Source organism: Methanothrix sp., from assembly GCF_016706325.1.
Classification (GTDB): domain Archaea; phylum Halobacteriota; class Methanosarcinia; order Methanotrichales; family Methanotrichaceae; genus Methanothrix.
Genome location: NZ_JADJJX010000001.1, coordinates 1,025,266 through 1,038,160, shown reverse-complemented (window position 1 = coordinate 1,038,160; position 12,895 = coordinate 1,025,266). Strand labels below are relative to the sequence as shown.

The following is a 12,895-nucleotide window of genomic DNA, read 5'->3' as shown; positions in this document are numbered from 1 at the left end:
TTGGATGGGATGATATCTCAAGTTATCTGCTGTGAGGGTTACCTCCTCGGTGCCCCAGATACCGTCTGCCCAAGCCGCCCTTCTATCTCCTCCAGCGTCAGCGCCTCCTGCTCTCCACTGGACATGTCTCTGAGGAGCAGCTTGCCGGAATCCAGCTCCTCTCTGCCCACGATCACAGCATACTTCGCCCCTGCTCCAGAGGCGGCCTTGAGCTGGGCCTTCATGCTTCTGCCCATGACATCCAGCACTGTGGGAACGGACCTGCGCAGTGAGAGGGCGATCCTTACGGCATCTGGCTTGACGTCCGGGGAGTAGATGAGGAAGATGGGGGGGGCTCTCTCCCCTACAATCCGGGCGATCTGCATGATCCGATCGAATCCCAGTCCGAAGCCGGTTGAGAAGGTCTCCTTTCCTCCGAAGAGGCTGGCCAGCTCATATGTTCCTCCACCGCAGATCTGGCGCTGCGCCCCCAGGCCCTGAGCATAGATCTCGAAGACCGTGCCCGAGTAATAGTCCAGGCCCCGCACGATCTCAAAATCGATATGGAAGTCCACCCCATAAGCTTGGAGAAGGTCCACAGTCTCCTGGAACTCATCCAGCCTGAGCTGAGAGTCAACTGCCCTGGCAGTGCGAGCAGACCTCCGGCCATCAGCCTGCAATCCTGGTTTGGGATCAGTAATCGCCCCCGCCCCTCCGGCGGCCTTATTCAGCTCGAGCTCCTGGGCGATCTCCCTGGCCTTATCCAGAGCGGCATTGCCTTTGAGATCGATCAGCTCCAGCAGTCCCAGGACATCCTGATCCTGATCCTCCAGCAGCTCTGCCAGAAGGGACCGCTCCTTCTTGTCGATCATCCTCATCGCCGCAGCCCTCTTATCCTCCTGGATCCTCTCCAAAAATGCCCTTATGAGCCCCAGATAGCCGAGGTGGATCTCCCCCCGGATGCCAGCGCTCCGGATCAACTGATCGGCCAGGGCGATGGCCTCTGCCTCTGAGTCCGGCCTGGCTCCGCCGATCAGCTCAGCTCCCAGCTGCCAAAACTCCCTGAACCGCCCCTTCTGGGGGCGCTCGTAACGGAAGCAATTGCCAAAATAGTAAAGCCTTATGGGCTTGGGCGAGTTTTGCAGCTCTGAGACGTACAGGCGCATGACGGGAGCAGTAAGCTCTGGCCGCAGGGCGATATCGCGCCCACCCTTATCCTGGAATGCGTAGATCTCCTCCAGTACCGATGCCCCGGATTTCTCAGTGAATAGCTCAAGATGCTCAAAGGTGGGGGTGGCCACCTCCCGATAGCCCCAGTGTTCAAGGACCTCTTGCATCGCATTTCGGGCCAGGCTCCTCCTCCAGGTCTCTTCAGGAAGGAAGTCTCGCGTTCCCCTCGGTCTTTGGATGATGCTCATGTCAGGAGGGAGATAGACATAAAATGCCCTTATAGTTTGTGATTCAAAAAGAGGAGATCAGGAGGATCATCTCAGCTTCTCTTTCACCTCAGATGGACAGAGTATGATCTGCACCGGCCTGATTATTATATTGGATGTAGCAGTGGCGCTTCCCCCTTTCACAGTATTTATGGCGCTCACAGAGATCCCGCTGACATCTATGATCATATTATTGCCCAAAGGTGCTGTCAACCCCCCCTTAGTGCCATTGTGCCCTTGAGGATTGTATCTCAGACCCTCGTTCAATGCCCCATCCACGACCCTCTCTATGTTCATCGCGACATCCCCCTTATTCCTGAAGATCGATTTATCGTTCATCTCCTGGCCGGTGACGCTGATCGCCAGGGAGTTGGACAGGCCTCCAGATTCCCGATCCCCCTCCTGACCCCCTTCCCAGATCACCTCCCTCTCTCGGCAGCTGTTTATCGCCGTCAGATCGGAGAGCGCTCTATGTGGATTGCTCTCATTCAGAGCGATCCTCTCCCTCGAAGGCGCCGTCATGGGCACGGGCGGCCGGGGGGCAGAGCGGGGCTTATGCCGCTCCGACCAGGGGAAGGTGATGGTATCTCCATGGACCCGGAGCTTTCCCATAGCACTTCCCTGGGATTGATCCAGGTTGCCGGAGAGGGATCTTTTCATCTCCTTTTGCAGGTCTGGGAGATCGGAGATGGATCCTGCTGCACTGAGCGTGAGAGATAGGCAGATAAAAATGGTGCCCACCAGCAAGATGCCAGTGGGCTTTAGCGTATCGTTCATGTTCCGTCCTTCAAGGTCCATAGACCTCATTACTGCTGGTTGGTGACGATCTTCACATTGTTGGTAGCAATAGCGTCCCCGAAAGCCATGGCCTCCCTATTTCCCACCCGGATCTGCTCCATATTGACCTTCAAGCAGCATTCCTGGCAGATGGAACCGCAGCACTCGCAGTCTCCAGAATCCTGATTCTTCTTGATCACCAGGTTATTGGTGGCTGTGGTCAGTGGCGATCTCGGCCTGATGCCGCCAAAGGCCAAGGCCCTGTCATTTCCCACTGTCAGGCTGTCGAAGTTGGTGTTTGCAAACTCGGGGAACTGGAAGGCAGAGGACTCCGACTCGAATATGCCCCCCTCTCTCCCCAGAATGTCCACTGCGCCACAGGAAGCCACGCCCTGGGCCAGAACAGGAACCGATAGCATTGCTATGGCCAATGCCAAAAGTACTCCCATTTGCCTAATAATTTCACCCCATTATCCTTTTAGGATATAAGCAATTACTCACTCGATGATATTTATACGTTCTGGTGGTTTTTGCCTGAAAAAGCTAGATTTATAGGGATATTCGTTTCAGCATAATTTTACAATAGGTATGCATCAGCGATAATATGCAGCCCTTTTGCAAATATAATAATTTTTGAAGTGTGTGAAGGGAAGATCGAGGGTGTCTGTGTCCTGGGAGAGACAGAAGATAAAGAGATCAAAAGATCAGAATAGCCTTGGCCCAGATCAAGGGATCAAGCGATCAGAATAGCCTTGGCCTCTGATCATCCCCTATCGCCTAGGTCCCGCAGGGACTCGCTGTGAAGCTCTTCTCAAAGACCTCCCTCTCCGGCGCCACCTCAGCGAAGATCTGGGCCTCGAAGTGCTCAATCTGGGTCTCCTCATCCAGCCAGGCATCAGCTGGCAGGCCGGCTTTGATGCAGGTCTGGCCCAGGAACTCCAGGGGGTCAAAACCCCATTCGACCGCCACCTGGGGCAGGAGCAGGCCTGAGAACGGCCCTTTGGAGATGATCAGGCCGTCCCTTCCCACCTGGATCCTCTCTGGCAGGCTCCTCTTGGGCCCTTGATAGGCCTCGGGCTTGGTGAGGATGGTCACCTCGATCTCAATCCTCTGCAGCTCTCCCGGCCGCAGGCCAGGAAAGCGCGGGTCGCGAAAGCCGGCATTGATCGCAGAGTCCACAATCGCCCGGCCAAGGGGCAGGACCGGTTGAGGATAGCCTATGCATCCCCGCAGCTCTCCCTCCTCATGCAGGGTTACAAAGACCCCTCGCTTCTGGGAGAAGACAGCCGGCAGGCCTTCCAGAGCCAGAGGCTCCCTCGCCTCCATATAGTGAGCCAGGGCGCGTCTGGCTAAACGGACGGCTGTTTTCCCCTCATCCACAGTCAGCATGGCTGTTAATAGGCCTGGAAGATATTAAAGAGTTATGAGGGATGAGCCCAAAGATGAGTTCAGCAATGAGCTTCGCTCGACCTAGCGCCAGTCTATGCTGTTCCAGTGATCATACTGATGCTTCCAGTTCTCCTTGTTCATGCGCACCAGCTCTTTGAAGTGAGAGCGAATGGATTGCTGCACTGCTCTCTGCTCGGCATACTCGCGCTTGTTGCGAATATCATCCACCAGGCTCCTTCCCAGTGCACGGGCCTTCCTCTCCCCCTCCTCCAGGGCGGCAGGCCCTCCGCTCATCTCAGCTCCCGCACTGCCGGTGAAGAAAGCGCCGAAACCGATCATCAGATCCCCCAGATAGCCTGTGACCTGATCATAGTTGCTGCCGCCGGTGGCCAGGCTGCAGCAGTACTTTCCGGTCAAGAGCTGGCAGTGTGCTGCATCAGCCATCCTATCGATGAGAGTCTTCAGCTGGGCGGTCACAGAATGGAAGTAATTGGGCGAGCTTATCACCAGGCCGTCCGCCGCCAGGATCTTCTCGTACAGCCCCTGAAAGTCGTCTTTATGAACGCACCTGCCGGTCTTATAGCAGGTCTGACAGGCATTGCAGTACTTGATCTCTAGCTGGCATAGATCGAGCAGCTCAACCTCTGCCCCGTTCTCTTCTGCCCCTTCCTTCGCCGCCCTGACCAGGCGCAGAGTGCTGCTCCGCGAGCCTTTGGGGCTCGAGCAGATTCCCAGTATCTTCATTCTATCATCCTCCGGCATTCTGTCGATGCTCTCTGCAAATAAGATAAACGGTCTGATGCAGCAGGTCTGATGCAGCATGATGATTCCCTGAAATCAAGTGATCACCGCCCTCTTGAAGACCTGCCAGGCGACAAGAAACATGAGAGCGGCAAACCCCATCAGGGCGAGGAGGGAGACGATCAGATCGTTGCTGCTGTAGACGTAATGAATGCCGATGGCATAAAAGTCGCTGCCTATCATGAAGTAGCGCACACCGTCTACCAGATGGGTGAGGGGATTGAACTGGGAGAGGAACCGGACCGGCCAGGGGAAGGCATCGATCGGATAGAGGGCATTGCTGGCGAAGAAGAGGGGCAGGGTCAGGAGGGTGATGACCGCCTGCAGCCCCTCTGGAGTCTCCATGCTCATGGAGATGGTCGAGGAGAGGAAGAGAAATCCCAAGGAGAATATGCCCACGAAGAGCAGTATACCCAATACCGCTCCCATCTTCTGAAGCAGTGAATATCCGGGGAAGAACTGAACCCCTATCACCAGACCAAATCCCATGATGACCATGACCTGAATGAAGGATTTGGTGACCCCGGAGAGGCCTATTCCCAGTATGATGTGATTTCTGGGCATGGGGCTGGCCAAGAGCTCCCGCATCAGTCCCCAGTTCTTATCAAACAGCAGAGTGATCCCTCCAAAAAGGCTGGTGAAGAGGGTGGTGAGGGCGATCACGCCCCCGCCCATGAAGGTCAGATATGAGACCGTCATCGCCCCCGGGGGTACGACCATTCCCGCCTCAAGGCGGCTGAAGTTGTTGGACATGGCCGCCCCGTAAAGCGCCATCCATAATGCGGGCTGTATCAGTGAGGCCACCAGAGCTGCCTTGAAACGAACAAACCTGAGCATATCGCGCCAGTAGATGGTCAAAAACTCAGATGACAATCCTCTACCTCCTCCCTTTCGGCTGGATGCGGCGCAGCTTCTCAGCCCCGGCATCTCTGATGGCTCTCCCGGTGTGATGGACGAAGACATCATCCAAAGTGGGCTTTTTCAGGTTCACACTTATGATCTCAATGCCATTCTCCTCGATCTGATTCATGATGATGGGAAGGCAGTGCGTTCCATCGGCGCTGATGGTCACCACCAGCCCCTCCCCCGTGGCCTTTATGCCTCTGACCACACTCAAGCCCTGCAGAAGCCTTTCAGTGACTGTATCATCGCTGGTGTTCAGATAGATCATATCATTTCCCAGAGCATCCTTGAGCTTTGCCGGGTCGCCAGAGGCTATGATCTTGCCGTGGTCCATGATATCGATCCAGTCGCTGACCTGGTCGGCCTCATCCATATAATGGGTGGTCAGAAAGATGGTGGTCCCTGATGCATTCACCATCCGGATATAATCCCAAAGCCGCCGTCTGGTCTGGGTATCCAGGCCAATTGTCGGCTCGTCCAGAAATAGCACCTCGGGCCTGGTCATCAGTCCCCGGCCGATCTCCAGGCGGCGCTTCATCCCTCCAGAGAGATAGCGGGTGCGCACATCCCTCTTATCTTCCAGCTCCACCAGACTGATGATCTCCTCGATCCTCTCTCTTCTCTCCCGCCCGGGCATGGAATAGATCCTGCCATGCAGCTCCAGGGTCTCCCAGACAGTGAGATCGCGATCCAGTGTCTCATCCTGAAAGACAATCCCAATGGAGCGGCGAACCTCCTGGGGCTCTGTGGCCAGATCGTACCCGGAGATGGTGGCATGACCCTTCTGAATGGGGAGCAGTGTGGTGAGGATGTTGATTACTGTGCTCTTGCCGGCACCATTGGGGCCCAGAAGGGAGAAGATCTCCCCTTTGCGTACGAAGAAGCTGACATCATCCACTGCTTTGAAGCTGCCATACCTGTATTCGAGGTTCTTTACCTCTATGATCTTATCAGGCATCCTGTCCTTCAATATTGTCTGGCCATATATGTGCGCTTTTCTGTCACCTTGCCGCAGACGGCGCAGGCTGCAGGGGAGAAGCTCTGGTACTGGGGCTGGCCCAGCATATTCGCCCCCACCTGCTCCTCCAGCCTGTGGCCGCACTCCTCCTCACCGCACCACGGAACCATTGCCACCCCGGAGCCGGCCAGGGCCCTGGCCTCTTCAATGCTTGCCGCCTCCCCCATCCGGGCGCGGGCAGATGCCTCTGCCCGCCGGAACAGCTCAACCTGCAGCTTCTCGGCCTCTGCGAGCAGGGCACAGGCCAGCCCTTCCCTGGGCAGGGCGAGCTTCTCTCCATCCCGGCGCACCACTGTAACCACTCCTCTCTCAATATCCCGCGGGCCGACCTCCAGGCGGAGGGGGACCCCTTTCATCTCCCACTTATAGAACTTGGCACCAGGCCGCTCATCGCTGGTGTCCAGCTCCACCCGGATGCAGTCCGCCTGCAGGGTCCTTTTCAGATCCCGGCAGACCTCCAGCACCCTCTCCTTGTCGCCAAGGAGGATGGGCACAATCACCACCTGGACTGGTGCCACCTCCCAGGGCAGTGCCAGGCCCCGATCGTCCCCGTGAACGGATATGAGGGCGGCTATACAGCGTTCAGAGATGCCGTAGCAGGTCTGATTGACCAGCCTCTGCTCCCCATCCTCGGCCTCATAGGTTATCTCATAGGTCCTGGCGAAGGTGGAGCCCAGATGATGGGCCGTCCCCACCTGCAGCGTCCTGCCATCGGGCATGATCACATCGATGGCCGTGGTATAATCTGCGCCCGGGAACTTATCCCAGCTAGGGCGGCGGCTCACCAGGAAGGGTATGGCCAGGCGGTGGTAGAACTCCGAGTACCTCTTGATCGCCTCCTCCACCTGCTCTGCAGCCTCCTCCCAGGTGGCATGGACGGTGTGCGCCTCCTTGAAGGAGGTGATCTCCCGCAGGCGGATCAGGGGCCGGGTGTGCTTGGTCTCATAGCGGAAGGTGTTCACTATCTGGTAGATGCGCAGGGGCATATCGGCATGCGACCTTATCCAGAGCTTGAACATGGGGTATATGGCGGTCTCGCTGGTGGGGCGGAGGGCGAGCTTCACATCCAGGGGGGTGGTCCCGCCGCAGGTCACCCAGTAGACCTCCTCCTCGAAGCCCTTGATATGCTGGGCCTCCTTCATGAACTCGTTCTCCGGGATCATCAGGGGAAAGAGGGTCTCCTGATGATCGGGATCCAGTAGCTCCCGGATGATGCCATAGACCTTCTTCTTGATGGCAAAGCCGAAGGGGAACCAGACGCACATTCCCTTAACAGGATAGCGGTTATCTATGATCTCCCCGGTCATCAACAGCTCGTGGTACCACTGGCTGAAGTCCTCCTTGGAGGGGAGCTGGGCCTTCTGTCCGCCGGCTCCACCTGTGCTCGCTCTTCCCGCGCTCGCTCTCTTTGTGGGATTCCCTTTGGAATCCCTCTTGCCACCATCCTTCCGGCCGGCAGAGGAGTTGCCTTCATTCTCAGTATCTGGATATATCATGCGACCCTCGATATGACAAAGGGGGTGATAAAAGTTTCAATGGCCGCGGCCAAGAGGAGCAGGGGCATGATCCAGCGGAGGAGGAGACGAATTGCCACTCTCACCTCTCCTGAGAGGTCCGCCCTCTCCTTTAGCAGGGAGAGGAGGAGAACATGGCCTAAGCGCAGGCCAATGGCGATGCTCAGCAGGACCGCGGGAAGCTCGATGATGCCATGGGGGAGGATGCCTGCCGCCAGATAGAGCCATCCCTCCCTCTCGACAGCACTATAGCCGACTATCCCCAGGAGAAAGCCGTTGCTGGTGGCGACCATCATGGGAACGATGCCCAGCCCCAATCCCAGGAGGATGGCCGCTGCTGAGGCGAGGAGGTTTTTCAGGAATATGATCATCATTATCATAAGGGGCGGCTGCCCCAGGATCCATTGGATCAATGACTGAATCTTCATCTCCTCTGTCCAGCTGGCGGCAAACTCAGGGTCCAGATGGGCAGTATAATAGCCCATGACGGCGGTGAGGGCGAAGAGGAGAACGGAGATGGCAATATAGATGTATATCGACCTCAGATAACTGGCATCCTCCTTGATGGACATGATACACTCCCTACCAGATCACTCTTTTTTGCCTTATTTAAGGATAGCGTGATCTCGCGAGGCGAGAAGGATGAAAAAGGCACTCTCTGCGAGGACGCAGAATGCTGCCGGGAGCCCTGCCGCCGGGCTGAAGAGCAAGAGGGATACTGCAGCTGCCAGCCCCAGGTTCTTGAAGGAGCCCAGAAGGGTGCAGGAGATGGCCTGGCTCTCCTTCAGCCCGGCGAGCCTCGCCATAATGAGGACCGCCGATCCCAGAGCGAAGGTGCGGGCGATGGCTATCCAGGCCACATCCCCCCAACCCATCCAGAGAGCCCCCCGGTTCAGGCCGATCACAGTGTATGTGACCAGGAAGAAGCCCAGATTTATGGGAAGGATGGGGTTGATTGGGAGGAGTCGCACCAGCCGAGAGGCGATGGCGGGGATGATGATCAGTACAATGGAGATCTGAAGCAGATAGAGGGGGCTTATGCCCGTCTGGCGGGAGAAGAGATAGATGATCAGGGGCATCAGCAGAAGCGATGCCAGGTAGGAGCTGATCTCGCCGCATAATGAGAGGCTCATGTCCCCTTTCAGGATGCGGGTCATGGGCAGCACAGCCACCGCCGGCGGGACAGCGGCCATGACTATGAAGCCCTGCCGGAGGGATTCATCCGCCAGGCCGTGGCTCAGGAGGAGTATCAATCCGCTCAGAAGGCCGTAGTTCAGGAGAATGCCACAGGCTCCGCTCTTCAGTATGCCCGAGGATCTGATCGCCCTGATCATATCCACCTCGGCCAGGGAGAAGGCCATCATGATCATGAGCGCTGGAGTGATGAGAGCCTCAGTCGATTCTGCCGGGCCGGGCAGCAGCAGGCCGAGGAGAAGGGAGAGGATGAGGACCAGGGTGGAGCATTCAATCAGATCCAGAATCCTCGCTTTTCTGCTCATTTATCCATCATCAGCCGACCACTCCCACCCCGCTTCCCAGATAATAGATGCCGAACAGGACCAGGAAGATGCCGCACAGGCCCAGTATTCTCCGGTAATTCTCCGGCGAGAGGAGGCTTCTTCCCCTATCCAGGCTGCTGGAGACGAGAAGATACCAGCCGAAATCAGCACTCCAGTGGCCGAGCATGAATATCGCTGCCACCATCAGGCCGGCCTCAAGCCCCGATATGACCAGGGCGCTGCCTATGGAGAGCCACCAGATCCAGAAGTAGGGATTGGCTGCGCTGGTGAGCATCCCTGCGAGATAGGGATTGGTCTGAGATCCTCCCTCTGCCGAGGCCATGGTGGCGCTCCTGCTATTCCGCATAGTCAGAATGCCAAAGAGGATCAGGGCTAGGCCGCCTGTGAGGGCGATGAGACGCGAGTACTCCTGCATAGCCACAGCCAGACCCTTTACAATCAGGAGAAATATCACCATCTCTATCAGCGCATGGCCGGCGGCAACCTTGGGCCCGGCCAGCCAGCCGTCCTTGAGGGAGGAGTTGACAGTGGCCAGGAGGGTCGGGCCAGGGGCCATGGCTCCGGTCAGGCCAACAGTAAGGCCGATGGAGAAGGTCATAGCTATGGTGGCCGCGGATCCTGGCAGTGTCTCTCCGGCCTGAATGATATCGAACATCTTCGTCTCAGATCTCTTTGGGGATAGACTGTTGCTCTCCCGATAAAAATGATTTGCTGATTCTAGCTAATGGACAGGTCGGGATTTGAACCCGAGGCCTCTACCATGCCAAGGTAGCGATCTTCCAGCTGATCTACCTGCCCTCAGAGGCACAAGGTGCGCTGTACTGCATTTAAACATGTCGGTGGAAGGCGGTCGGTCGGTCCACTGATCTGCAGAGAATGCTGCCACAGCGCTGCCGTGGATCATCCCCGATCACATGGGGCATGTCCTCCTGGAGATTGGGCCGGTCTCCTCTTCTGGACGGGTATTTTGTGCCGGTCCGGCTGTCGCGATGGCCGATGAGATCCGTCCATCACTTTCGTCCTGCGAGGGTCTGGTTGATAATCCGGGCACACTGATAATCCCAAGCGTTTACTTTATAATTGAGTTGGGACATAATTGCTAAAAAATTTCGCGGCTGTTTGGAGCGCAAAGGGAATAAACTGGAGTGGAAATACTGGTCTAATGGATCGATCGTCGAGAGGAGGCATGATGTTGCTTTATTGTAGAGGGGATGGGCGTTGAGCAGCAGAATCGTTCAACAGACACTGGAAGGGCTGGCTGTCTCGTCTATGCCCAGAGTCAGGACCACAGACGGCCATCTGCTGGACTGGGATAGAGAGGCCATAGCCAAGCAGCTCCTGAAGGAGACAAAACTATCAGAACAATTTTATAAAGAGCCGGGCATAACGGAAGAGGAGGCAGAGGATATCGCCAAGGAGGTGGAGCGCCGGGTGAGGTGGATGAACGTCCGCTACCTCAGCGGTCCTCTGGTCAGAGAGATCATGAATGTGATCCTCTTGGAGAGGCATCACACCGAGTGGCGAAACATCTGCACCCGGGTGGGGACGCCCGTCTTTGATGCCCACTTAATCGACATCGGTACAGGCTTTGAGTCCAAGGAGAATGCCAACCTGCAGGAGAACGCCGAGACCAGCCACAAGAAGAAGGCGGATAAAATAAGCAAGGAGCAGTACCTGTTGCTTCTCCCCCCCTATCTGGCCGACCGCCACCTGGCCGGGGATCTGCATATCCATGACCTGGAGTACTTCGGGACCAGGCCGTTCTGCCAGGACTGGGATCTGCGCTACTTCCTCTATTACGGGCTGATGCCCGATGGCCTGGGCACCAAGGCCAGCGTTGCTGGCCCGGCCAAGAAGCCTGAGGTGGCCATACTGCATGCCGTCAAGGCCCTGGGCAGCGCCCAGACCAACTTCGCCGGCGGACAGGGCTTCTATAACTTCCTCACCTTCATCGCCCCCTACTTCGAGGCTCGCAGCTATGAGGAGATAGTACAGCTCATGCAGATGTTCGTCTACGAGATGACCCAGATGATGGTAGCTCGCGGCGGCCAACTGGTCTTCTCCTCAGTGCAGCTCACCCCGGGCATCCCCAAGCTCTGGCGGGACAAACCGGCTGTCTATGCGGGAAGGGTCTGGGATGGCTCCTCTCCGGATGCACCGCTCAAGACCTACGGCCAGTTCGAGCGCGAGGTGCGTTTGGCCTTCAAGGCCCTGATGGAGGTCATGCTCCAGGGCGATTACTGGGGCAAGCCCTTCAACTTCCCCAAGCCCGAGATCAGCATCGAGCCCGATTTCATGAAGGAGGACGAGGAGTTCAATGCCGCTCATCCCGATCTTCCCACCTATCAGGAGCTGTATCTCATGACCTTCAAGCTGGCGGCGGAGTATGGCACGCCATACTTTGACAACCAGCTTCCTGCCTACCGGGGCGCAGGGGAGGGGATATCATGCTATCAGTGCTGTGCATATCAGTTTGCTGCCACCTTCAACAGCGACGCTCAGTTCGATGACAAGCTCCGCTTCCGCGATGGCAAGCACTTCTCCATGGGCTCCTGGCAGGTCGTCTCCCTCAACTGCCCCCGCGCTGCTTATCTCGCCCGGGGGGATGATGATCTCCTCTTCGAGTACCTGCGAGAATTGATGGACATATCAGTTGAGATATTCAAGGTGAAACGGCAGTGGATGAACCAGATCGTCAAGAACCGCCGCATGCCATTTGCCACCCAGCAGCCCAGAGATCCCATAACCGGCGAGATGGGCTCAGTCGCCGTAGACCTGGATGCCCTGGTCTACACCATTGGCGTCGTCGGAGTGAACGAGATGGTGCAGTTCCATACTGGAAAGCAGATGCATGAGTCGAAAGAGGCCTGGAAGCTGGCCGTCCGGGCCATGACTGAGATGGAGATCTATGCCAAGAGACTCTCTGAGCAGCATGGCATGACCATTGCTCTTGCCCGCACCCCGGCTGAGACCACTGCCCAGCGCTTTGCCGTATCCGATCTCATCCACGAGGAGTTCAGGGAATGTGCAGAGAGGGTGGTGAAGGGCGATCTGGAGGCGATGAGGAGGAATGTGCATAAGACGCGGGATCTGCCCGTCTACTACACCAATGGCACCCATCTGCCACCCGGTGCAGAGGTCACTATCTTCGAGCGGGCAAAGCTCGAGCATGTCTTCTTCCCCATAGTCGACGGGGGCAATATATTCCACATCTTCCTGGGCGAGGCCGCCCCCGATCCCCAGGGGCTGATGGACTTCGGCATGCGCCTGGCTAAAGAGACCCAGATCGGCTACTTCACCTTCACCAAGGATATGACCGTCTGCCTGGGCTGCTCCCAGGTCTCAGGCGGGCTGGACGATCGCTGCCCCAACTGCGGATCGGAGAACGTAGACCATATCAGCCGGATCACCGGCTACCTGCAGGCAGTCAGCGGATGGAACAGCGCCAAGAGACAGGAGCTGCGGGACAGAAAGAAATACAAGGAACTGGCCTAGATCTGCGAAAGGTATATATCGGATATACATGCAGGTGGATTTGCCTTTGAGGCAAACTGGAGG

Annotated in this window: 12 protein-coding genes and 1 tRNA gene; 1 reads left to right on the top strand and 12 read right to left on the bottom strand. The window is 57.1% G+C overall.

From position 1 onward, the window contains the following. Positions 1-38: 38 nt before the first annotated feature. From hisS to IPI63_RS05345, 12 genes are all read right to left on the bottom strand, one after another. The gene (gene hisS / locus IPI63_RS05400; protein WP_292477125.1) at positions 39-1,397 is read right to left on the bottom strand and encodes a histidine--tRNA ligase; all 1,359 of its coding nucleotides are present in this window, start codon (positions 1,395-1,397) and stop codon (positions 39-41) included. A gap of 66 nt (positions 1,398-1,463) precedes the next feature. Then, positions 1,464-2,213: a hypothetical protein gene (locus tag IPI63_RS05395; protein ID WP_292477124.1), complete on the bottom strand. Its 750-nt coding sequence runs from the start codon at positions 2,211-2,213 to the stop codon at positions 1,464-1,466. An 8-nt stretch (positions 2,214-2,221) separates the two neighbouring features. Continuing rightward, positions 2,222-2,641, bottom strand: coding sequence for a hypothetical protein (locus IPI63_RS05390; protein WP_292477122.1), 420 nt, complete (start codon positions 2,639-2,641; stop codon positions 2,222-2,224). A gap of 328 nt (positions 2,642-2,969) precedes the next feature. Then, complete coding sequence (locus IPI63_RS05385; RefSeq protein WP_292477120.1) at positions 2,970-3,581, bottom strand: TIGR00296 family protein; 612 nt, start codon at positions 3,579-3,581, stop codon at positions 2,970-2,972. An 81-nt stretch (positions 3,582-3,662) separates the two neighbouring features. Next, complete coding sequence (locus IPI63_RS05380; RefSeq protein WP_214064470.1) at positions 3,663-4,325, bottom strand: flavodoxin family protein; 663 nt, start codon at positions 4,323-4,325, stop codon at positions 3,663-3,665. Between the two features lie 93 nt (positions 4,326-4,418). Further along, positions 4,419-5,255, bottom strand: coding sequence for an ABC transporter permease (locus IPI63_RS05375; protein ID WP_292477119.1), 837 nt, complete (start codon positions 5,253-5,255; stop codon positions 4,419-4,421). 4 nt (positions 5,256-5,259) lie between these two features. Beyond that, a complete protein-coding gene (locus tag IPI63_RS05370) occupies positions 5,260-6,243 on the bottom strand; it encodes an ATP-binding cassette domain-containing protein (RefSeq protein ID WP_292477117.1) in 984 nt (327 codons plus the stop codon). 8 nt (positions 6,244-6,251) lie between these two features. Further along, positions 6,252-7,610, bottom strand: coding sequence for a proline--tRNA ligase (gene proS / locus IPI63_RS05365; protein ID WP_394357584.1), 1,359 nt, complete (start codon positions 7,608-7,610; stop codon positions 6,252-6,254). A 185-nt stretch (positions 7,611-7,795) separates the two neighbouring features. Beyond that, the gene (locus IPI63_RS05360) at positions 7,796-8,389 is read right to left on the bottom strand and encodes a stage II sporulation protein M (RefSeq protein WP_214064474.1); all 594 of its coding nucleotides are present in this window, start codon (positions 8,387-8,389) and stop codon (positions 7,796-7,798) included. Between the two features lie 33 nt (positions 8,390-8,422). Continuing rightward, complete coding sequence (locus IPI63_RS05355; protein ID WP_292477113.1) at positions 8,423-9,316, bottom strand: hypothetical protein; 894 nt, start codon at positions 9,314-9,316, stop codon at positions 8,423-8,425. A 10-nt stretch (positions 9,317-9,326) separates the two neighbouring features. Further along, positions 9,327-9,992, bottom strand: a complete 666-nt coding sequence (locus IPI63_RS05350; RefSeq protein ID WP_292477111.1) for a LysE family transporter — start codon at positions 9,990-9,992, stop codon at positions 9,327-9,329. Between the two features lie 70 nt (positions 9,993-10,062). Next, a tRNA-Ala gene (locus IPI63_RS05345) sits at positions 10,063-10,135 on the bottom strand. Positions 10,136-10,606: 471 nt separating this feature from the next. On the opposite strand from IPI63_RS05345, the gene nrdD reads away from it, so the two are divergent. Continuing rightward, the gene (gene nrdD, locus IPI63_RS05340; RefSeq protein WP_366850874.1) at positions 10,607-12,832 is read left to right on the top strand and encodes an anaerobic ribonucleoside-triphosphate reductase; all 2,226 of its coding nucleotides are present in this window, start codon (positions 10,607-10,609) and stop codon (positions 12,830-12,832) included. The last annotated feature ends 63 nt before the right edge of the window (positions 12,833-12,895 follow it).